Below are 21,235 nucleotides of genomic sequence, written 5' to 3'. Positions count from 1 at the left end.
GCCCTCACAGCAGTCCTACGGCGGTGTCCACGGCGGCGGCCACGTCGCCGTCCGCCGGGTACAGCAGCGAGCGGCCGACCACCAGGCCGCGCACGGTGGGCAGTTGCAGCGCGCCGCGCCACTTCTCGTACGCGGCCACCTGCTCCTCGGGCGAGTCCCCGATGTCACCGCCGAGCAGCACGGCCGGCAGGGTCGAGGTCTCCATGACCCGGGCCATGTCGTCGGGGTTCTCGGTGACCGGCACCTTCAGCCAGGTGTAGGCCGAGGAGCCGCCGAGACCGGAGGCGATGGCGATGGACTTGGTGACCGCCTCGGCGCTCAGGTCGTTGCGCACGCTGCCGTCGGGGCCGCGCCGGCTGATGAACGGCTCCACGAAGATCGGGAGCCGGTGCGCGGCCATCGCGTCGACGGCGCGGGCGGTGGACTCCAGGGTGGTCAGGGAGCCCGGGTCGTCGTAGTCGATGCGCAGCAGCAGCTTGCCGGCGTCGAAGCCGAGCCGCTGGATGTCCTCGGGCCGGTGCCCGGTGAAGCGGTCGTCCAGCTCGAAGCTGGCGCCCTGGAGGCCGCCGCGGTTCATCGAGCCCATGACGACCTTGTGGTCGAGGGCGCCGAGCAGGAGCAGGTCGTCCAGGATGTCGGCGGTGGCGAGGACGCCGTCGACGCCGGGCCGGGACAGCGCGAGGCACAAGCGTTCCAGCAGGTCGGCGCGGTTGGCCATGGCGAGCTTGCGGTCGCCGACACCGAGCGCGCCGCGGGCCGGGTGGTCGGCGGCGACGATCATCAGGCGACCGCTCGCATTCAGCAGCGGGCGGCGGGCCCGGCGGAGCGCGGCCTCGGCGATCGCCTCGGGGTGGTGGGTGCGGGTGTGGACCAGCTCGGCCACGTCGACGCGCGGCTGCCGGCTGCCGTCCCCGCCCTCGTGGTGGGCGCCTGCCACCCTGCCCGCCCTCACAGGACCGCTCCGGCCTCGAGCGCGGCGGCCACCTCGTCGGGGGTGGGCATCGCGGAGGAGCACTCCAGGCGGGAGGCCACGATGGCACCGGCCGCGTTGGCGTGTCGCATGATCGTCTCCAGGTCCCAGCCTTCCAGCAGGCCGTTGCAGAGGGAGCCGCCGAAGGCGTCACCGGCGCCGAGTCCGTTGAGGACGTCGACGGGGAGCGGCGGGACCTCGGCGGACTCGCCCTTGCTGTTGACGGCGAGGACGCCCTTGGGTCCCTGCTTGACCACGGCCACCTCGACCCCGGCGTCCAGCAGCGCGCGGGCCGCCGCGTGGGGTTCGCGCACTCCGGTGGCGACCTCCACCTCGTCGAGGTTGCCGACGGCGACCGTGGTGTGGCGCAGGGCCTCGGCGTAGAAGGGGCGGGCGGACGCCGGGTCGTTCCAGAACATGGGCCGCCAGTCGAGGTCGAAGACCGTCGTGCCCGACTTCGCGCGGTGGGCGAGGGCCGCCAGGGTCGCCGTACGGCTGGGCTCCTCGCTCAGGCCGGTGCCGGTGACCCAGAAGATGCGTGTTTCACGGATCGCGTCCAGGTCCAGGTCGTGGGCGTCGATCTCCAGGTCCGGCGCCTTGGGCTGCCGGTAGAAGTACAGCGGGAAGTCGTCCGGCGGGAAGACCTCGCAGAAGGTGACCGGCGTGGGCAGTCCGGGCACCGGGGTGACCCAGCGGTCGTCGACGCCGAAGCCGCGCAGGGCCTCGTGCAGATAGGCGCCGAACGGGTCGTCACCCGTGCGGGTGATCACGGCGGTCCGTCGGCCTAGCCGGGCCGCGGCCACCGCCACGTTCGTCGCCGACCCGCCGAGGAACTTGCCGAAGGACGACACCTGGGCGAGCGGGACACCGGTTTGCAGCGGGTAGAGGTCCACTCCGATCCGCCCCATGGTGATCAGGTCGTACGCCATCGGCTTCCCTTCGTCACGGCTCTCCCCGGCTTTCTAGTCCTGTTAGCCGAGCCCTGTCAATGTTTTGTCCAGACATTCGGACCAGACCTTGACACCGCTTTCCACCGCCCCGCACGCTGACGGCCATGACGTCGTTGCCACCCTCCTCACTTTCCCGTATCCGGATCGGATCGGCGCCCGACTCCTGGGGCGTCTGGTTCCCGGACGACCCGCGACAGGTCCCCTGGCAGCGCTTCCTCGACGAGGTCGCCGACTCGGGCTACGAGTGGATCGAGCTGGGCCCCTACGGCTATCTGCCGACCGACCCGGCGGTGCTCGCCGAGGAGACCGCCCGGCGTGGCCTGAAGGTGTCGGCCGGCACGGTCTTCACCGGCCTGCACCACGGCTCGGCCGTCTGGGACAGGACCTGGTCGCACGTCTCCGACATCGCCGCCCTCACCCAGGCGATGGGCGCCCGCCACCTGGTCGTCATCCCGTCCTTCTGGCGGGACGACAAGACCGGCGAGGTGCTGGAGCCCGACACGCTGACCCCCGAGCAGTGGCGGAATCTCACCTCGCTGACCGAGCGGCTCGGGCACGAGGTGCGGGAGCGGTACGGCCTGTCGATCGTCGTCCACCCGCACGCCGACACCCACATCGACAGCGAGGAGAACGTCACCCGCTTCCTCGACGGCACCGACTCCGGCCTGGTGTCGCTGTGCCTGGACACCGGGCACTACGCCTACTGCGGCGGGGACAGCGTCAAGCTGATCGAGACCTACGGCGAGCGGATCGGATATCTGCACCTGAAGCAGGTCGACCCGGAGATCCTGGCCGACGTGCGGGCGAAGGGCACGCCGTTCGGGCCGGCGGTCGCGCAGGGTGTGATGTGCGAGCCGCCCTCCGGGGTGCCTGCGCTGGGGCCGGTGCTGGAGGCTGCACAGAGGCTGGGTGTGGATCTGTTCGGGATCGTCGAGCAGGACATGTACCCGTGTGAGCCGGACGCTCCGCTGCCTGTCGCTCGGCGGACTCGGGCGTTTCTCCGGTCGTGCGGGGCGTGAGAGCGCCTGCGGGAGTGCCGGGTTCTGCGGGTGCGCGGGCGCGGGACGTGCGTGGCTTGTCGCGCCCACGCGGCGGAGCCGCATATCGAGCAGCCCCACGCCCCTGGGGGGGTTGCCTTTACCGCTCGTAGCATGAGCGCCCATCGGCGCAGTGCAGGAGGGCGCATGGCGGACGAGTCTCACGGGAGGTCGTTCTCGCACAGCCCCGTCCGGCGTTGCGGCCCGGTGTGATCAGCTGTCGCGGGATACGCATGCCCCTCGACCGGCCACGGCGGCCGGAGACGCCGATCGGGGCGGCCACGCTGTTGCTCGGCTTCTAGGAGCCCGTGCGTGTCTCGCGGGCCGGGCGGCCCCGGCGAACCCGGCCTCCGTCGTCGACGGCCGACGCCCTAGTACGAACTCGCCAACCGGTCCCTGGCTCCGGACGAGTTGCCGCATCCGCCGGGCACCAGGGTGGGTGAACTGGCTGCCGCGCTTGCCGCGTCGCCCGGCCGGCCCGAGCGGTTCGCCCTGCTGGACGACGTGTTGCCGCGCTGGTCCCGGGCCGGCGTTCCCGGCTCCGCGCGGGTGGTGCGCGCCTGGTCGCTGCTGCGGCACAGCCGGGGCGCGATACCGGCCCCCCGCCTGGCAGAGGAAGTCGGCCGGCGCGTACGGCACTTGGAGAACCTCTTCCGTGAGCGGATCGGCCTCGGCCCGATGAGCGAGGAGCCGTCGGAGGTGCGGGGAAGCCGGCGGACCGGGCTCAGCGATAGGGGTATCCCCGGTTCGAGCGAAGCCGAGAATTGGGGAGGAGTCCCGGTCCGCCTTCCCGTGCACGGGCGTACACCTTTTGCTGCGGGCGTGTCACAAACATCCCCTTCCTGTCACACATGTCGCGCCTATGCGGGTTATCGGTCACACCAGGTCAACAGCCGCTTTCCCACAGTCACTCTGCGTCGTTCACCGGGCACAGGCTTGGTGATCGCCAGCGCAGCGCCCGGCTCCCCCGACGGCCGTCCCCCGGCCGCCGCCGCGGCGCGCGCGGGGAGGTGCAACTCATGACCGACCGAGGGCTCTGGTCCTACAAGGAGATCGCGGCGCACATCCGGGTGCAGCCGGACACCGTACGGTCCTACCGCAAGCACGGCCTGCTGCCTCCGCCCGACCACGTGGAGGGCGGCAAGCCCTACTGGTACGCCGACACCGTCCGCGCCTGGGTCGCCTCCCGGCCGGGCAACCGGGGCCGAAGAATGGACTGACCTCCCGGACCGGGCCTTTCAGGCACGGTCTTCCAAAGTGGCCTTCCGGCCTTGCCTTCCGGACCCGTCTTCCCGACCCGTCTGCCGGAATACCACCTGTGCCCCACCTGCCGCGTGGGGCACAGTCGCCTCATGAGCTTCTCCGTCAAACCCGTCCTGACCGGCCACAAGACCGTCCTGCGTCCCTTCACCGAGGCCGACGCCGAGGCCATGTGGGAGATCATCGAAGACCCCGAGGTCGTCCGCTTCACCTACGACCCGTCCACCGAGTTGACCCCGGAGCGGGTGCGGTCCTGGTACGGCTCCCGGGCCACCGCCCCCGACCGTCTCGACCTGGCCGTCACCGACCCCGCGACCGGCGAGGTCCTCGGCGAGGTCGTCCTGTACGAGTACGACCCGGCCGCCCGCAGCTGCACCTTCCGCACGCTGATCGGCCCCCAGGGCCGTGGCCGCGGCATCGGCACCGAGGCGGCTCGGCTGATCGTCGCCCATGGCTTCGGGGAACTCGGCCTGCACCGCATCGAGTTGGGTGCCTACGCCCACAACCACCGGGCCCTGCACGTCTACGAGAAGGTCGGGTTCGTGGTCGAGGGGGTCCGGCGGGAGGTGCAGCGGCAGGGCGGCGAGTGGACCGACGAGGTGATCATGTCGATCCTGGACCGCGAGTGGGCAGCGCTCAGCTCCACGGCTCGATGACCGTCACGCCCGCGCCCGGGGCCGTCCCCATCGCCGCCAGGGCCTCCGGGACCGCGTCGAGCGCGATCGTGCGCGTGATGAGCAGGTCCGGGCGCAGCACCCCGGACCCGACCAGCTCCAGCATTCTCGGATAGGAGTGGGCGGCCATGCCGTGGCTGCCGAGGAGTTCGAGCTCCAGGGCGATGGCGCGGGCCAGCGGGACGGGGGTGGTGCCGTCCGGTGAGGGCAGCAGGCCCACCTGGACGTGCCGGCCCCGGCGGCGCAGGGAGTCGACGGAGGCCGCGCAGGTGGCGGGCGAGCCGAGGGCGTCGAGGGAGAGCTGGGCGCCGCCGCCGGTCAGTTCCCGGACGGCGGCCGCCGTGTCGGGCACGGCGGCCGCGTCCACGCACTCTGCCGCCCCGAACTTCCGCGCCAGGTCCAGGGCCCGGGGCGACACGTCGACGGCGACGACCCGTGCTCCCGAGGCCGCGGCGATCATCACCGCCGACAGCCCGACCCCGCCGCAGCCGTGCACCGCGACCCACTCCCCCGCCGCCACCCGGCCCTGCTGCACCACCGCGCGGAAGGCGGTGGCGAAGCGGCAGCCGAGGGCGGCGGCCGTGGCGTACGCCATCCCGTCCGGGATCGCGACCAGATTCACATCGGCGTGGTCGAGGGCCACGTACTGGGCGAAGGAGCCCCAGTGGTGGAAGCCGGGCTGGGTCTGGCGCTCGCACACCTGCTGGTCGCCGGCCGCGCAGGAGGGGCAGGCGCCGCAGGCGCAGACGAACGGCACGGTGACCCGGTCGCCGGGCCGCGGGCCGGTGACCCGGGCGCCCACCGCCTCCACGACACCGGCGAGTTCGTGCCCCGGCACGTGCGGGAGCGTGATGTCCGGGTCGTGCCCCATCCAGCCGTGCCAGTCGCTGCGGCACAGCCCGGTCGCCTCGACCCGCACCACCACCCCGTGCTCGGCGGGCTCCGGGTCCGGCACCTCCCGCACCTCGGCCGGCTCCCCGTACTGCTCGAACACCACGGCTCTCATGCGCCTCACCCTGCCATGGACGCCACCCGTCTCACACCCCTGCCGGTTCCTTCTCCTTCTCCGCCGGCACGGCCGGTTCGCCCTCGCTGAGTCCGAACCGCTGGTGGAAGCGGCGCAGGGGGGCCGGGGCCCACCAGGTGGCGCGGCCCGTGAGCCGCATGATCGCCGGGACCAGCAGGCTGCGGACGACCATCGCGTCCATCAGCACCGCGAGGGCGATGCCGAGGCCCAGCATCTTGGTGTTGGTCACCCGGGAGGTGCCGATGGCGACCATCACCACCGCGAGGATGACCGCCGCGGCGGTGATCAGCCCGCCGGTGCGCTGCAGGCCGTGGCGGACCGCCTCGTCGTGGTCACCGGTGCGCTCGTACTCCTCCTTGATGCGGGAGAGCAGGAACACGCCGTAGTCCATGGAGAGGCCGAAGGCCACGCAGAACATCAGGACGGGCAGGGTGGTCTCGATCGAGCCGGGGCTGGTGAAGCCGAGCGCGCCGGAGAGGTGGCCGTCCTGGAACACCCAGACCACCGCGCCGAACATCGCCGTCAGGCTGAGCGCGTTGAGCACCACCGCCTGCAGGGGTATCAGCACGCTGCCGGTGAGCAGGAAGACCAGCAGCAGGGTGACGATCGCGATGAACGCGCCCGCCCAGGGCAGGCGTTCACCTATCGCGTGCTTGGAGTCGACCAGGACGGCCGCCGTGCCGGTCACCTTGGTGTCGAAGGGGGCCTTGAGCGAGCGCAGGTCACCGACGAGGCGCTGGGCGGCGCTGTCGACGGCCTCCCCCTTCGGCTGCACCGTGAAGTAGGCCGTGTCGCCCTTGACCAGCGGGCCGTCGACGCCGACCACCTCGGGCAGGGCGGCCACCCGCTGCTTGTAGGCGGCGTACTGGGTTTTGGTGGCCTTGCCCTCGGCGAGGACCTCGAGGCCGCCGCCGGGGCTGCCCGGGAAGCCGTCCCGGATGTGCTGCTGCACGACGCGCGACTCGGCGCCCGAGGGCAGCTGGCGGTCGTCGGCGGTGCCGAACTTGACGCCCAGGAAGGGCAGTCCGAGGAGTACCAGCAGGGCGGTCGTGCCGAGCGCGAAGAGCGGGGCGCGGCGCATCACCAGCGTGGCGGCGCGGGCCCAGGCGGTGCCGGCGGCCTGCGGCTCGCGACCGCGGCGGAAGAGGCGGCGCAGGTCGAGGGAGTTGACCCGGTGGCCGAGCAGGAGCAGAGCGGCCGGGAGCAGGATCAGCGCGGCCGCGGCGGCGAGCAGGACCACGGCGATGCCGGCGTAGGCGAAGGACCGCAGGAAGTACTGCGGGAAGACCATCATGGCGGCGAGGGAGACCGCGACGGTGAGGGCGGAGAACAGGACCGTGCGGCCGGCTGTGCGCAGGGTCGTGCCGACGGCGGTCAACGGGTCGGCTCCGGTGGAGAGTTCCTCGCGGTAGCGGCGGACGATGAACAGGGCGTAGTCGATGGCGAGGCCGAGGCCCAGGGCCGTGGTGAGGTTCAGCGCGAAGACGGAGACGTCGGTGAAGGACGTCAGGCCGCGCAGCACCGCGTTGGTGCCGAGGATGGCGACGATGCCGATGCCCAGCGGCAGCAGGGCCGCGATCGCGCTGCCGAAGACCATCACCAGCAGGACGAGGGTGATGGGCAGGGCGATCATCTCGGCGCGGGTGAGGTCCTCCTTGATGATCGTCTGCATCTCGTGCCGTACCGCGACGATGCCGCCGACCTTCACCCGGACCGGGCCGTGCGTGCCCCGGTAGTGGGGCGCTATGCGGTCCAGGGTCTTGCCCATCGCGTTCTCGTCGCCGGTGATGCGGGCGGCGATCAGTGCCTCGTGACCGTCCTTGGCACGCAGGGCGGGCGATTTCGACTGCCAGTAGGAGCCGACGCCGGTCACGCCCTGCTCGCCGGCCAGCCGCTCGGTCAGATCGCGGGCCTGGGCGGCGACCGCCGGGTCGTCGACGGTGGCGCGGCCGGAGTCCACCAGGAGCAGCAGGTTGGGCTGGGAGTCGGGGAACTCGCGCTCCAGCGCCTTGGTCGCGTACGTCGACTCGGCGGCCGGGTCCTCCCAGCCGCCGCTGCCCAGGCGGTCCGCGACCCCGCTGCCGGCCAGCACGGCGAGCGCGGTGAGCACCAGGGCCACCAGCAGCGACAGGCGCGGGCGTGCGGTCACGAAACGTGTCCAGCCCCCGACGCGGGGCGGTCCGTCCCCCGGGTGCGGCGCCTTGTTGACTTCGGTCATCGTGCGGTGTCCCCTTCACCCTGATCCATGTCCGTGCAGGCAGGCAGCATGGATCGGTCATTGCCATAAACTGGCAAACACGAGAGATCGCTCGCGTTTCTCAAGAATGCGAGCGGCCGCTCGTGTTTGTCAATCACCTTCGAAGGGCTGGGGATAACGCGTGTCCGACACCTCGGAGAAGGAGCAGCCACGCCGCCGTCAGGCGCGCGGCGAGCGCCGTATCGCGCAGCTCCTCCAGGCCGCCGCCCGGGTCTTCTGCACCACCGGCTACACCGCCGCCAGCACCAACGCCATCGCCCGCGAGGCGGGCGTCTCGCCGGGCACGCTCTACCAGTTCTTCCCGAACAAGGAGGCGCTCGCGATCGAGCTGGGCGACCGGCTCATGCACGAGATGCGGGAGACGTACGGCGAGGTGCTGACCCCGGTCGACCCCGCCACCCCGCTGGAGGAGGCCATCGGCGCGGCCGTCGACCGGTTCATCGCCTTCAACACCGAGCACCCGGTCTTCTTCGCGCTGATGCACGGCCCCGACGTACCCGGCCGGATCGCCGAGGCGCACGACCAGCTGCACGCCACGGTGATCGGCCGCATCGAGGGTCTGCTCGGCTCCCTCCTGCCCGAGGCCGACCCGGCCGACGTCACGCGCACGGCCCACGTCTGCCTCGGTATCTACAAGGCGGGCCTGGAGCTGGTCCTCGCCCACGAGGGCGCCGAGCGGACGGCCTACGTCCAGGAGATCAAGGACGTCCTGATCCGCTACCTGCAGCCTCTGGTGGGCGACCGGCTCGGCCGCGGGTGATCCCACGGCGGCCCCCGGACTGCGCCCCTGGGTGCATCTGCCTAGAGTGCGGATGAATCGCCCAGCAGGAGCCCTAGGGGACCGACGTGACCCACTCGCCGCCGCCCGGTACGCCCCGGGCCCGCATTCCCGGCCCTCAGCAGCCCCCGCCGCCGTACCCGCGCATCGGCGCGGGCCTGTGGAAGCGCTGCCTGGGCGGCGGGCTCACCCTGTGGGCGCTGACCGCACTGGCGACGTACGCGATGCGGAGCACCACGCTGCTGCCCACCCTCATCCTGCTCGGCGGTTTCCTGGTCCCCGTCGTCTTCGTGCTGTGGGCGTACGAGCGGCACGGCCGGGACCTGGGCGTCAGCGCGATCCTCGGCTGCTTCCTGACCGGCGGCACACTCGGCGTGCTCGGCGCCTCGCTGATGGAGTCGTACCTGCTCCGCCCCTCCCTGGGGATGTTCACCGGCGTCGGCCTGATCGAGGAGGCGGCCAAGCTCGGTGCGCTGGCGTTCGCGCTGCGCCGGCAGCCGGGCATCCGCGGGATGCGGGCCGGGCTGGTCCTCGGTGCCGCCGTCGGCTTCGGCTTCGCCGCTCTGGAGAGTTGCGGGTACGCGTTCGACGCGGCCGTCTCCGCCGACGGCATCGGCCTCAGGGCGCTGCTGGAGACGGAGATCCTGCGCGGGGTGCTCGCCCCCTTCGGGCACGGCCTGTGGACGGCGATCGCGGGCGGCGTCCTGCTCGCCCGCCGCCGCCCGAACGGACACTTCCGGCTCGGCACGCCGGTCGTCGGCGCCTGGCTGGGCGTCTCCGTGCTGCACGCCCTGTGGGACGCCACGCACGGCATCGCGATCTGGCTGGTGGCCCGGCTGTCGGGCACCGGCCTGGCGCCGGAGCTGTTCGCGCAGGGGTACATCCCGCGGCCCGGCGCCGCGCAGGAGCACCTGTTCACGCTGTTCTCGGTCGGCGGCCTGATGCTCGTCGCCGTACTCGGCATCACCTGGGTGCGGTCACTGGCACACCGGCGGACCTCTTGGAGAAATACCCCCTAGGGGTATAGCCTGAGAAGCGTGGGGCTCCCCCGTGGGCCCCACCGGCCCCACACGCCACGACGAGGAGTAACGAACATGACCGCCCAGACCGACACTTCGGGCTCCGTCACCGCCGTCTACAAGGTGACCGGCATGAGCTGTGGCCACTGCGAGGGCTCCGTCTCCAGCGAGATCTCCCAGCTTCCCGGCGTCAGCTCGGTCAAGGCCGTCGCGTCGACCGGCGAGGTGACCGTCGTCTCCGAGGCCCCGCTCGACGACGAGGCCGTCCGCGCCGCCGTGGACGAGGCGGGCTTCGAGCTGGCCGGCAGGGCCTGAGCGCACGACCCGAGCGACCGGGCCCGCCCCGAATCCCGGGCGCGAGCCCCGAAACCCTTCACCGATCGGGCCGTGCCGACCAGCTGATACTGGATCCGCACGGTCCGGTCCGATGTCTGGAGTCCGGACATGACCAGCACCACCACAGAGACAGCGAGCGAGATAGGCAGCACGTCCGAGGTCGAGCTGCTCATCGGCGGGATGACCTGTGCCTCCTGCGCCGCACGGGTGGAGAAGAAGCTCAACCGCATGGACGGCGTGAGCGCCACCGTGAACTACGCGACGGAGAAGGCGAAGGTCAGCTACGCCGAGGGCGTCCAGGTCGCCGACCTGATCGCGACCGTCGTGAAGACCGGCTACACCGCGGAGGAGCCCGCGCCCCCGGAGCCCGGACCCGAGGTCCGGGAGGCCGCCGAGCACGACCCCGAGCTCACCGCCCTGCGGCACCGCCTGCTCGTCTCCGTGCTGCTCGCCGCCCCTGTCGTCCTGCTCGCCATGATCCCCGCGCTGCAGTTCGACAACTGGCAGTGGCTCTCGCTCACGCTCGCCGCGCCGGTCGTCGTCTGGGGCGGCCTGCCCTTCCACCGGGCCGCCTGGACCAACGCCCGGCACGGCGCCGCCACGATGGACACCCTCGTCTCGGTCGGCACGCTGGCCGCGTTCGGCTGGTCGCTGTGGGCGCTGTTCTTCGGCGACGCGGGCATGACCGGCATGCACGACGAGTTCCGCCTCACCGTCTCGCGCATGGACGGCGCCTCCACCATCTACCTCGAGGTCGCCGCCGGAGTCGTCGCGCTGATCCTCCTCGGCCGCTATCTGGAGGCCCGCTCCAAGCGCCGTGCGGGCGCGGCCCTGAAGGCCCTGATGGAGCTCGGCGCCAAGGACGTCGCCGTCCTGCGGGACGGGCGCGAGGTGCGCGTGCCGGTGGCCTCACTGGCCGTGGGCGACCGGTTCGTCGTACGGCCCGGCGAGAAGATCGCCACCGACGGCACGGTCGTCCAGGGTCTCTCCGCGGTGGACGCGGCCATGCTGACCGGCGAGTCGGTGCCGGTGGACGTCGGCCCCGGCGACCAGGTCACCGGCGCGACGGTCAACGCGGGCGGCCGACTGGTGGTGGAGGCGACCCGGGTCGGCGCGGACACCCAGCTCGCCCGGATGGCGAAGCTGGTCGAGGACGCGCAGAACGGCAAGGCCGAGGTGCAGCGGCTCGCCGACCGGATCTCCGCCGTCTTCGTCCCGGTCGTCATCCTCGTCGCGCTCGGCACCTTCGGCGTCTGGCTGGCGGCCACCGGGGACACTTCCGCCGCGTTCACGGCCGCCGTCTCCGTGCTGATCATCGCCTGCCCGTGCGCGCTCGGCCTCGCCACGCCGACCGCGCTGATGGTCGGCACCGGCCGGGGCGCCCAGCTCGGCATCCTCATCAAGGGACCCGAGGTGCTGGAGTCCACGCGCCGCGTCGACACCGTCGTCCTGGACAAGACCGGCACGGTCACCACCGGCCGGATGACCCTCCAGGCGGTGTACGTCGCCGACGGCGAGGACGAGAAGGAGGTGCTGCGGCTCGCCGGAGCCCTGGAGCACGCCTCCGAGCACCCCGTCGCGCGGGCGATCGCCGCGGGCGCCGAGATGGGGGTCCCCCCGCTCGAGCGAAGCCGAGAGCGGGGGAGGGCCGGCACGCTCCCCGCGGTCGAGCACTTCGAGAACGTCCCCGGGCGGGGCGTACGCGGGCGTGTGGAAGGCCGTGAGGTGGCCGTGGGGCGACTGTTCGGCGCGCTTCCGGAGGAGCTGGCCCGGGCGGGGCGGCAGGCCGAGCAGGAGGGCCGTACGGCCGTCCCGGTCGGCTGGGACGGACAGGCCCGCGGAGTCCTCGCCGTCGCCGACGCGGTCAAGGAGACCAGCGCCGAGGCGGTGCGCGAGCTGCGCGCCCTCGGGCTCACGCCGGTGCTGCTCACCGGGGACAACCGGACGGTCGCCGAGGCGGTCGCGCACACCGTCGGCATCGACGAGGTGATCGCCGAGGTGCTCCCCGAGGAGAAGGTGGACGTCGTACGACGGCTGCAGCGCGAGGGACGCACCGTGGCGATGGTCGGTGACGGCGTCAACGACGCGGCCGCACTCGCCACCGCCGATCTGGGGCTCGCCATGGGCACCGGCACGGACGCGGCGATCGAGGCCGGCGATCTGACGCTGGTGCGCGGGGACCTCAGGGTGGCCGGGGACGCCATCCGGCTCTCCCGGCGCACCCTCGCCACGATCAAGGGCAACCTGGTGTGGGCCTTCGGCTACAACGTGGCCGCGCTGCCGCTGGCCGCCGCGGGCCTGCTGAACCCGATGATCGCGGGGGCGGCGATGGCCTTCTCCTCGGTCTTCGTGGTGACCAACAGCCTGCGACTGCGCCGCTTCCGCTGAAGTACCCCGGGGTTACCGGGGGTTAGGTGGAGCTGAAGTAAGAGTCCCTCTAGAGTCGGGCGCGCGCCTCACATAAGCTCTTCACAAGGCTCGCGCATCATCCTTACGCTTGGGCCTCGATCGCCGTATCGGGGCTCTTGCGCATCTAAGGGACATATGCAAGAGACGCAGATCACAGTGATGCGAACGTAACCATCGAAGGGGTTCGAAGGTCTAAGTTGGCGATGTCAGTACAGCGTCTTGGGGGGCGCTGACTGGCATCTGGGGATGTCTTGGGGGACTTCCTCAGAGATGCGTTGCCGGGGCACACGCACACCGGGAAGCTTTGAGCGGCCCTCCCAGCGTGCGTTGTCCCGGCAGATCGCACCGCATCACTGGAGTACGACGGGTTTTGCTCGTTGTGCTCAGACAGCGATTCAGGCGCTGTCCTCTCCGAGCGCCCGGCCGGATCCCGTGGGGGGAATCCGCACCGGGACATGGGAAGGCGCCCTGGTCGTCGGCCCGTGGGGGGACTGACGGCTCAGGGCGCCTTCTGTTTTCCTGCTCAGCAGCGGCTCGCGTCGCGACCGCTCAGCATTGGTTCACCGCTCAGCACTGATCCAGGGCCCGCCCGGCGGGCAGGCCCTCACACTCAGTGCGTCAGCGCTCCTCGACCGGAACGAAGTCGCGCTCCACCACGCCCGTGGCCGTGCCGACCCTGGGGACAACCCCCGGACCCCCGGCCGCAGGCCCAGCGCCACCGCGCCCCATGCCGACAGCACCCGGCAGGCCGGCCCGAAATCACGGGAAACGCGGTGCCCACCGGCGGGGCACCACCAAATCGGCACCCCCCACCGGCAGGTGTCAGCGCTCCTCGACCGGAACGAAGTCGCGCTCCACCACGCCCGTGTAGATCTGGCGCGGGCGGCCGATGCGGGAACCCGGCTCCTTGATCATCTCGGTCCACTGGGCGATCCAGCCCGGCAGGCGGCCGAGGGCGAACAGGACCGTGAACATCTCGGTCGGGAAGCCCATGGCGCGGTAGATCAGGCCGGTGTAGAAGTCGACGTTCGGGTAGAGGTTGCGCGAGACGAAGTAGTCGTCGGAGAGCGCGTGCTCCTCCAGCTTGAGCGCGATGTCCAGCAGATCGTCGGACTTGCCGAGGGCGGAGAGGACGTCGTGCGCGGCGGCCTTGATGATCTTGGCGCGCGGGTCGAAGCTCTTGTAGACCCGGTGGCCGAAGCCCATCAGACGGACGCCGTCCTCCTTGTTCTTCACCTTGCGGATGAAGGAGTCGACATCGCCGCCGCTCTCCTGGATGCCTTCCAGCATCTCGAGGACGGACTGGTTGGCGCCGCCGTGCAGCGGGCCCCACAGGGCGGAGATGCCGGCCGAGATCGACGCGAACATGTTGGCCTGCGACGAGCCGACCAGGCGGACCGTGGAGGTCGAACAGTTCTGCTCGTGGTCCGCGTGCAGGATCAGCAGCTTGTCGAGCGCGGAGACGACGACCGGGTCCAGGTCGTACTCCTGCGCCGGGACCGAGAAGGTCATGCGCAGGAAGTTCTCGACGTAGCCGAGGTCGTTGCGCGGGTAGACGAACGGGTGACCGATCGACTTCTTGTACGCGTACGCCGCGATCGTCGGAAGCTTGGCGAGCAGGCGGATGGTGGAGAGGTTGCGCTGCTTCTCGTCGAACGGGTTGTGGCTGTCCTGGTAGAAGGTGGACAGCGCCGAGACGACCGACGACAGCATGGCCATCGGGTGCGCGTCGCGCGGGAAGCCCTTGTAGAAGTTCTTGACGTCCTCGTGCAGCAGGGTGTGCCGCGTGATGTCGTTCTTGAACGTGCTCAGCTCGTCGACGGTCGGGAGCTCACCGTTGATGAGCAGGTACGCCACCTCGAGGAAGGTGGAGCGCTCGGCGAGCTGCTCGATGGGGTAGCCGCGGTAGCGGAGGATGCCCGCCTCGCCGTCCAGGTAGGTGATGGCGGATTTATAGGCGGCCGTGTTGCCGTAACCGCTGTCCAGAGTCACCAGACCGGTCTGGGCGCGGAGCTTCCCGATGTCGAAGCCCGTGTCACCGACGGTGCTGTCGACCACCGGGTAGGTGTACTCGCCGTCGCCGTACCGCAGTACTACAGAGTTGTCGCTCACGTCTTCCCTCACCGACGTAGTGCCTCATCTTCGAGGTGCCCTGACTGTCTCTACCATCCCCCATTTGGCTCAGGAGAGTGCACTCGGGGTCGACCATTGGGCCTATCGGCGGCACTCAGTGCCGCCAACCTGCTCATCCTGCCCCCTCCGACCGGCATCTGGAAGTGCTCTGTGACCTTTACGACTCGTTTGATCGATCATTTTTTGTGATGCGGCTCTCCGCCTCTGTCGCCGCCCCTGCTCAGGGGCCGGTCAGGAGCCCTGGAGCCTGAAGTCCAGTGCCGTGCAGCGCCGTCCGGCCGAGACCGTGCGCACCGCCTGTCCGATCGCCTTGCGTGAACCGACGAGGACGACCAGCCGCTTGGCCCGTGTCACCGCCGTGTACAGGAGGTTCCGCTGCAGCATCATCCAGGCTCCCGTGGTGACGGGGATCACCACGGCGGGATATTCACTCCCCTGTGAACGGTGGATCGTCACCGCGTACGCGTGTGCCAGTTCATCCAGTTCGTCGAATTCGTACGGAACCTCCTCGTCCTCGTCCGTCAGCACCGTCAGCCGCTGGTCGACCGGATCGAGCGAGGTGACCACACCCACGGTGCCGTTGAAGACGCCGTTCTCTCCCTTCTCGTAATTGTTGCGGATCTGGGTGACCTTGTCGCCGACGCGGAAGAGCCGGCCGCCGAACCGCTTCTCCGGCAGGTCGGGCCGGCCGGGCGTGATGGCCTGCTGGAGCAGACCGTTGAGGGTGCCGGCGCCGGCCGGGCCACGGTGCATGGGCGCGAGCACCTGGACGTCCCGGCGCGGGTCGAGCCCGAACCTGGCCGGGATGCGCCGGGCGGCCACGTCCACGGTGAGCCGGCCGGCCTCCTCGGTGTCGTCCTCCACGAAGAGGAAGAAGTCCTTCAGGCCGTCGGTGAGCGGATGCTGCCCGGCGTTGATGCGGTGCGCGTTGGTGACGACGCCGGACTGCTGGGCCTGCCGGAACACCTGGGTGAGCCGCACGGACGGGATCGGGCTCCCGCCGGCCAGCAGGTCGCGCAGCACCTCCCCGGCGCCGACGCTGGGCAGCTGGTCGACGTCACCGACGAACAGCAGATGGGCCCCCGGCGGCACCGCCTTCACCAGCTTGTTGGCGAGCAGCAGGTCCAGCATGGACGCCTCGTCCACGACGACCAGGTCGGCGTCCAGCGGGCGGTCCCGGTCGTAGGCCGCGTCGCCGCCGGGCTTCAGCTCCAGCAGCCGGTGGACCGTGGAGGCCTCGGCGCCCGTCAGTTCGGCGAGCCGCTTGGCGGCGCGGCCGGTGGGGGCGGCCAGCAGCACCTTGGCCTGCTTGGCGCGAGCCAGTTCGACGATCGAGCGGACCGTGAAGGACTTGCCGCAGCCGGGCCCGCCGGTGAGCACGGCGACCTTCTCGGTCAGCGCGAGCCGGACGGCGGCCTCCTGCTCGGGGGCGAGGTCGGCTCCGGTACGGGACTTCAGCCAGCCGAGCGCCTTGCCCCAGTTCACGTCCCGGAAGGCCGGCATCCGGTCCTCCGGCGTCCGCAGCAGGCGCAACAGCTGTGCGGAGAGGGAGAGTTCGGCGCGATGGAACGGCACGAGGTAGACGGCGGTGACGGGCTCCGCATCCCCTTCGGGTCCGGGCACCTTCTCGCGTACGACCCCGGGATCCGCGCCGTCCTGTGCCGGTTCGGCCAGCTCGGCGAGGCATTCGATGACCAGCCCGGTGTCGACCTGGAGCAGCTTGACCGCGTCCGCGATCAGCCGCTCCTCCGGCAGGAAGCAGTGGCCCTGGTCGGCGGACTGGGACAGCGCGTACTGGAGGCCCGCCTTCACCCGCTCCGGGCTGTCGTGCGGGATGCCGACCGACTGGGCGATCCTGTCGGCGGTGAGGAAGCCGATGCCCCAGACGTCGGCGGCCAGCCGGTACGGCTCGTTCTTCACGACCGAGATCGACGCGTCGCCGTACTTCTTGTAGATCCGCACCGCGATGGACGTGGAGACCTCGACGGTCTGGAGGAAGAGCATGACCTCCTTGATCGCCTTCTGCTCCTCCCAGGCGTCGGCGATCTTCTTCGTCCGCTTGGGGCCGAGGCCGGGCACCTCGATCAGCCGCTTCGGCTCCTCCTCGATGATCTGGAGGGTGTCCAGACCGAAGTGCTGGGTGATGCGGTCGGCGAAGACCGGGCCGATGCCCTTGACCAGCCCGGATCCGAGGTAGCGGCGGATGCCCTGGACGGTGGCCGGCAGGACCGTCGTGTAGTTCTCCACCGTGAACTGCTTGCCGTACTGGGGGTGGGAGCCCCAGCGGCCTTCCATGCGGAGGGATTCGCCGACCTGGGCGCCGAGCAGGGCACCCACCACCGTGAGGAGATCGCCGCCGCCGCGGCCGGTGTCGACCCGGGCGACCGTGTAGCCGTTCTCCTCGTTGGCGTACGTGATCCGCTCAAGCACGCCTTCGAGCACGGCGAGCCGCCGTTCGCCCGTCGAGTTCCCCGCCTGTTGAGCCATGATCCGACGGTACCGGCGGGGACTGACATCACGATCCGAGCTCAGCAACTGGTTGAGGACTTTATTAACGACCGTGTGATCGATTCCACCCCTCCGTAGCCGTCGAGCGGCTGGGCTACCGCCCGAACGCCGTCGCCCGCGCCCTTGGTACCGGTCAGACCCACGCCCTCGGCCTGGTCATCAGCGACGTACTCAACCATTCCCCGCTGTCCTGGGTGGGCGGCCGGGTCGACCGAGACCACCACCAGGCCGACGTGATACGTCATGCCACGCAGCCGTTCGCGGAAGCGGGCGGTGGGGATCCCGGCCACCGTACGGCGGAACGCTTCGCCGCGCCTGCCCCGGCCCATGGACTCCCGCCCGGTGGCGCGGGCCTCGGCGAAGCCCAGGTCCTCGATGGCGATCGCCGCACAGCCGCGCTCGTGGGCAAGGGCGATCAGGTCGCTGATTGCGGCGCGCAGCCGACCGTCCCGGGTAGCTGTGGAACCAGTCAGCTCGAGTGGGACGCGTTCAGCCAGGTCGGCCCGCTGATGATGCCCGAGGTGCTCGCCCACCAGGCGCAGCACCTGCTCATCCACCGCGTCCACGCGCAGCCGGCCCCGAAATCCGCGCCCCCGACGGCGCAGCCACGGTGAACGGAGCAGCCGGCGTACGCAGTTGCTGCCTCTTCCCCCGCCCACGCGCCACCGGCGATCCTCCTCCCCAGTCACCTAGAACTCAGACCCCACCACCGGTCATGCGTTCCAAGCATCCGCACAATCACGAGAACCGACCTCGTTCATCCGCACGGGGGACACAATGGCCAACTGCGGCCAATATCCCAGCCACCAGCCGCCGACCCGGACGAGTTGCTGCGCTTCGAGCGCCTACGCAAGTCCTTCCCGGAACGACGCCTCCCAGCGGGCCAACCAGCTCCAGAACTGCACCAGTTCGAACCTGGGTGCGATCATCGTCAACCCGGTGGACCCGGACGCGGCGAGTAACTCGGTGAAGGCCGCCGACAAGGCGCGGATCCCGGTCATCGCGGGCGGCCGGGGCGTCATCGCCGAGGACAACGTGGCGTGCTTCAGCGGCTGAGAGCGGTAGCTTCAGCGGCTCACAACAGCGAACGGGCGGGCATGTGGGCACAGTTGGTGGCGACCGCCCGCCTCAGGTCATCTCTGGGGAGTCAATTCCATGTACGACTACGACCTCCTGGTCGTGGGTTCGGCCAACGCCGACCTGGTGATCGGCGTCGAGCGGCGGCCGGCCGCCGGCGAGACGGTGCTCGGCGGCGACCTCGCCGTCCACCCGGGCGGCAAGGGCGCCAACCAGGCGGTCGCGGCCGCCCGGCTCGGGGCCCGTACGGCCCTGCTGGCCCGGGTCGGCGACGACGCCCACGGCCGGCTGCTGCTCGACTCGCAGCGGACGGCAGGTGTGGACACGGTGGGCGTGCTGGTGGGCGGAGCGCCGACGGGCGTCGCGCTCATCACCGTCGACCCCTCCGGGGACAACAGCATCGTGGTGTCCCCCGGCGCCAACGCCCGCCTGACCCCGGCCGACGTCCGGGCCGCCGTCAGCCTCCTCCTCACCTCGCGGGTGGTGTCGGCGCAGCTGGAGATCCCGCTGGAGACGGTCGTGGAGGTCGTACGGAACCTCGCCGAGGGCAGCCGGTTCGTGCTGAATCCGTCCCCGCCGCGCCCGCTGCCCACGGAGGTGCTGGCCGCCTGCGACCCCCTGATCGTCAACGAGCACGAGGCGCGGGTGCTCCTCGGCGACTCCGTCGTGAGCGAGGAGCCCGAGGCCTGGGCGCGGCTGCTGCTGGCCAAGGGCCCGCGCTCGGTGGTGGTGACGCTGGGCGCGCAGGGGGCGCTGGTGTGCGACTCCTCCGGTGTGACCCGGGTGCCGTCGGTGAAGGTGGACGCGGTGGACACGACGGGGGCGGGCGACGCGTTCACGGCGACCCTGGCCTGGAAGCTGGGCTCGGGTTCCGCCCTGGCCGAGGCCGCGGCCCACGCGGCCCGGGTCGGTGCGGCGGCGGTGACGAAGCGGGGCGCGCAGGAGTCGTACCCTACGGCCGCGGAGGTCGACTCGCTGTGAAGAGGGCGGGCATTCTCAACCGTCACCCGTCCGGTGCGCCGGCCGAACTGGGGCACGGCGACGAGGTGCTGGTGTGCGACGGTGGGCATGCCGATACCGGACGGCCCACGGGTGGTGGATCTCGCCTTTCGTGCCGGTGTCCCGTCCTTCGCCGAGGTGCTGGAAGGGCTGCTGGACGGGCACTTCCCCGGCCTGACGCTGGTCCCGCACGAGCGGCTGAAGGAGCTGTCGGCCGGCGCTCGGCTGGTGGTGCGCACCGGGGAGCCACGGCCGTACACGAACGTGCTGCTGCGGTGCGGGGTGTTCTTCTGAGGCCCTGACGTATGAGGCCCTGAAGTCACCGAAGCCGTGAAGTTTCGAGGGGGCGTACCCGGTCCGTCGACCGGGTACGCCCCCTCGGCTTTCCCCTCCGTGCCAGAACCCCCCAGATCCTCCCCCCCCCGGAATCCCCCCAGAAGTTCTGACGCACGGTACGACACACCAGGTGGGGGAAGGGTTGTACGGCCCCGCGAGATTTCTTGCCGGCCCTGCGAGGCCGTCAAATCCCGTTGCTCCCTGGAATCCGCCGACCTACTGTCCCGGTCATGCTGCCTCCGGTGGAAACGGACGAGGAATGGGACGCGGTCGTCCCCGACGAGACGGTGATGCGCCCGGGTGTGGAGGAGCTCTGCGCCCGCCTCGGTCTGGCCGGCGCACCGCTGACTCGGTTCCCGGACGGCTCACAGCCCGTCTACGCGGTGGGTGACGAGCACGTTCTCAAGCTGTTCCCCGGAGCCTCCGCAGGGGACGGCGTCGCCGAAGGGCGCGTCCTCACCCACCTCCAGGGCCGGCTGCCGGTGCCCACACCGCAGGTGCGTGACTTCGGCACCTACGAGAACGGCTGGCGGTACGTCCTGATGTCCCGCCTCCACGGCGAGAACCTGGCCGAAGCGTGGGACCGGATGCCGCGAAGCCACCGCGAGCGGCTGGTCACCGAGATCGGCGAGACCCTGGCGGTGCTGCACTCCCTCGACTGCGACCCCCTCGCGGACGTCCTCGGCCCCGGAGACTGGGGCGCCTTCCTGGACCGCCAGGCCACCAGTGCCGTGGCACGGCAGCGCGCCCGTGGACTGCCGGACGCCTGGCTGGAGCAGATCCCGGACTTCCTCGCCTCGGTCTCCCTGCCGCGCGCCCCGCACCGTTCCCTGCTGCACACCGAGGTCATGCGGCAGCACTTCCTCGTCGATCCCGACGGCTGGCGCCTGACCGGGCTCTTCGACTTCGAACCGGCCATGATCGGTGACCGCGCGTACGACTTCGTGGGCGTCGGCCTGTTCGTCACCCGCGCCGATCCGGACCTGCTGGCCCGGCTCACCGGGGCGTACGGCCACCCCCTCGACCCGTCCCAACTGCTCGCGTACACGCTGCTGCACGTGTACAGCGATCTCCCCTGGTACCTGAAGGAACTGCCCGTACCTGCCGAGGAGACACTGCCCTCGCTCGCGGAGGCGTGGTTCGGCACGGTGACGACAGCCCGGGCAGTGACACCCGCTCGAACACGAGCCCGAACAACGAGTGGATCAACATCCACAACGGCACCTCCTCCGCGGTGCAGCTGAAGGGCTGGTCGGTCGAGGACGCGGCCGGGCACCGCTACGTGCTGCCGTCGTACAAGATCGGCGCGGGCAAGACGGTCGAGCTGCACACCGGCCGGGGCACCAACACCGCCGGTCACCTGTACTGGGGCAGCGGCAACTGATCTGGAACAACACCGAGGACATGGCGTTCCTGTTCAAGCCCAACGGCTACGACTTCAAGAGCTGCTTCGCCGGGCACGACT

The 21,235-nt window shown here is 71.0% G+C and carries 17 protein-coding genes and 2 pseudogenes; 12 read left to right on the top strand and 7 right to left on the bottom strand.

Annotated elements, in window-relative coordinates:
- Positions 1-4: 4 nt before the first annotated feature.
- Both ACWC5O_RS07700 and iolC read right to left on the bottom strand, forming a co-directional pair.
- Positions 5-883 (bottom strand): Cgl0159 family (beta/alpha)8-fold protein, encoded by an 879-nt coding sequence (locus ACWC5O_RS07700; RefSeq protein WP_450580745.1) that lies wholly within the window; start codon positions 881-883, stop codon positions 5-7.
- A gap of 65 nt (positions 884-948) precedes the next feature.
- Positions 949-1,899, bottom strand: coding sequence for a 5-dehydro-2-deoxygluconokinase (iolC, locus tag ACWC5O_RS07695; protein ID WP_450580557.1), 951 nt, complete (start codon positions 1,897-1,899; stop codon positions 949-951).
- 125 nt (positions 1,900-2,024) lie between these two features.
- Between iolC and ACWC5O_RS07690 the strand changes: the two genes are divergently transcribed.
- The 3 genes from ACWC5O_RS07690 (at position 2,025) to ACWC5O_RS07680 (ending at position 4,873) form a co-directional block, all read left to right on the top strand.
- Positions 2,025-2,939 (top strand): sugar phosphate isomerase/epimerase family protein, encoded by a 915-nt coding sequence (locus tag ACWC5O_RS07690; RefSeq protein WP_450580556.1) that lies wholly within the window; start codon positions 2,025-2,027, stop codon positions 2,937-2,939.
- Between the two features lie 1,037 nt (positions 2,940-3,976).
- The gene (locus tag ACWC5O_RS07685) at positions 3,977-4,177 is read left to right on the top strand and encodes a helix-turn-helix transcriptional regulator (RefSeq protein ID WP_386581135.1); all 201 of its coding nucleotides are present in this window, start codon (positions 3,977-3,979) and stop codon (positions 4,175-4,177) included.
- 132 nt (positions 4,178-4,309) lie between these two features.
- The gene (locus tag ACWC5O_RS07680; RefSeq protein ID WP_450580555.1) at positions 4,310-4,873 is read left to right on the top strand and encodes a GNAT family N-acetyltransferase; all 564 of its coding nucleotides are present in this window, start codon (positions 4,310-4,312) and stop codon (positions 4,871-4,873) included.
- Here the strand turns inward: ACWC5O_RS07680 and ACWC5O_RS07675 are convergent.
- Together ACWC5O_RS07675 and ACWC5O_RS07670 are read right to left on the bottom strand one after the other, a co-directional pair.
- Positions 4,854-5,897, bottom strand: a complete 1,044-nt coding sequence (locus ACWC5O_RS07675; protein ID WP_450580554.1) for a zinc-dependent alcohol dehydrogenase family protein — start codon at positions 5,895-5,897, stop codon at positions 4,854-4,856. The genes ACWC5O_RS07680 and ACWC5O_RS07675 overlap by 20 nt on opposite strands.
- A 31-nt stretch (positions 5,898-5,928) precedes the next feature.
- Positions 5,929-8,136 (bottom strand): MMPL family transporter, encoded by a 2,208-nt coding sequence (locus tag ACWC5O_RS07670; RefSeq protein WP_450580553.1) that lies wholly within the window; start codon positions 8,134-8,136, stop codon positions 5,929-5,931.
- A gap of 160 nt (positions 8,137-8,296) precedes the next feature.
- On the opposite strand from ACWC5O_RS07670, the gene ACWC5O_RS07665 reads away from it, so the two are divergent.
- The 4 genes from ACWC5O_RS07665 (at position 8,297) to ACWC5O_RS07650 (ending at position 12,696) form a co-directional block, all read left to right on the top strand.
- A complete protein-coding gene (locus ACWC5O_RS07665) occupies positions 8,297-8,935 on the top strand; it encodes a TetR family transcriptional regulator (RefSeq protein WP_450580552.1) in 639 nt (212 codons plus the stop codon).
- A gap of 86 nt (positions 8,936-9,021) precedes the next feature.
- Positions 9,022-9,972: a PrsW family intramembrane metalloprotease gene (locus tag ACWC5O_RS07660; RefSeq protein WP_450580551.1), complete on the top strand. Its 951-nt coding sequence runs from the start codon at positions 9,022-9,024 to the stop codon at positions 9,970-9,972.
- Positions 9,973-10,047: 75 nt separating this feature from the next.
- On the top strand, positions 10,048-10,287 hold the full coding sequence (locus ACWC5O_RS07655; RefSeq protein WP_450580550.1) for a heavy-metal-associated domain-containing protein: 240 nt from the start codon (positions 10,048-10,050) through the stop codon (positions 10,285-10,287).
- A 129-nt stretch (positions 10,288-10,416) separates the two neighbouring features.
- Positions 10,417-12,696, top strand: coding sequence for a heavy metal translocating P-type ATPase (locus tag ACWC5O_RS07650; protein WP_450580549.1), 2,280 nt, complete (start codon positions 10,417-10,419; stop codon positions 12,694-12,696).
- An 843-nt stretch (positions 12,697-13,539) separates the two neighbouring features.
- On the opposite strand, the gene ACWC5O_RS07645 is transcribed toward ACWC5O_RS07650, so the two are convergent.
- From ACWC5O_RS07645 to ACWC5O_RS07635, 3 genes are all read right to left on the bottom strand, one after another.
- Positions 13,540-14,829, bottom strand: a complete 1,290-nt coding sequence (locus ACWC5O_RS07645) for a citrate synthase (RefSeq protein ID WP_450580548.1) — start codon at positions 14,827-14,829, stop codon at positions 13,540-13,542.
- A gap of 252 nt (positions 14,830-15,081) precedes the next feature.
- Positions 15,082-17,337: an SF1B family DNA helicase RecD2 gene (gene recD2 / locus ACWC5O_RS07640; RefSeq protein WP_450580547.1), complete on the bottom strand. Its 2,256-nt coding sequence runs from the start codon at positions 17,335-17,337 to the stop codon at positions 15,082-15,084.
- A 41-nt stretch (positions 17,338-17,378) separates the two neighbouring features.
- Positions 17,379-17,915 (bottom strand): hypothetical protein, encoded by a 537-nt coding sequence (locus tag ACWC5O_RS07635; protein WP_450580546.1) that lies wholly within the window; start codon positions 17,913-17,915, stop codon positions 17,379-17,381.
- A 301-nt stretch (positions 17,916-18,216) separates the two neighbouring features.
- Between ACWC5O_RS07635 and ACWC5O_RS07630 the strand changes: the two are divergent.
- The 5 genes and pseudogenes from ACWC5O_RS07630 to ACWC5O_RS07610 form a co-directional block, all read left to right on the top strand.
- Positions 18,217-18,399: pseudogene (locus tag ACWC5O_RS07630) on the top strand (substrate-binding domain-containing protein); the annotation flags it as partial.
- Positions 18,400-18,513: 114 nt separating this feature from the next.
- Positions 18,514-19,416, top strand: coding sequence for a ribokinase (locus tag ACWC5O_RS07625; protein ID WP_450580545.1), 903 nt, complete (start codon positions 18,514-18,516; stop codon positions 19,414-19,416).
- Positions 19,413-19,728 (top strand): annotated as a pseudogene (locus ACWC5O_RS07620) (RbsD/FucU domain-containing protein). Before ACWC5O_RS07625 ends, ACWC5O_RS07620 begins: the two are co-directional and overlap by 4 nt.
- 272 nt (positions 19,729-20,000) lie before the next feature.
- The gene (locus ACWC5O_RS07615; RefSeq protein WP_450580544.1) at positions 20,001-21,014 is read left to right on the top strand and encodes a phosphotransferase; all 1,014 of its coding nucleotides are present in this window, start codon (positions 20,001-20,003) and stop codon (positions 21,012-21,014) included.
- Positions 21,005-21,154 (top strand): lamin tail domain-containing protein, encoded by a 150-nt coding sequence (locus ACWC5O_RS07610; protein WP_450580543.1) that lies wholly within the window; start codon positions 21,005-21,007, stop codon positions 21,152-21,154. Before ACWC5O_RS07615 ends, ACWC5O_RS07610 begins: the two co-directional genes overlap by 10 nt.
- Positions 21,155-21,235 lie beyond the last annotated feature (81 nt).

Source organism: Streptomyces sp. NPDC001450 (genome assembly GCF_053597295.1).
This window is presented reverse-complemented; position numbering and strand designations above follow the sequence as displayed.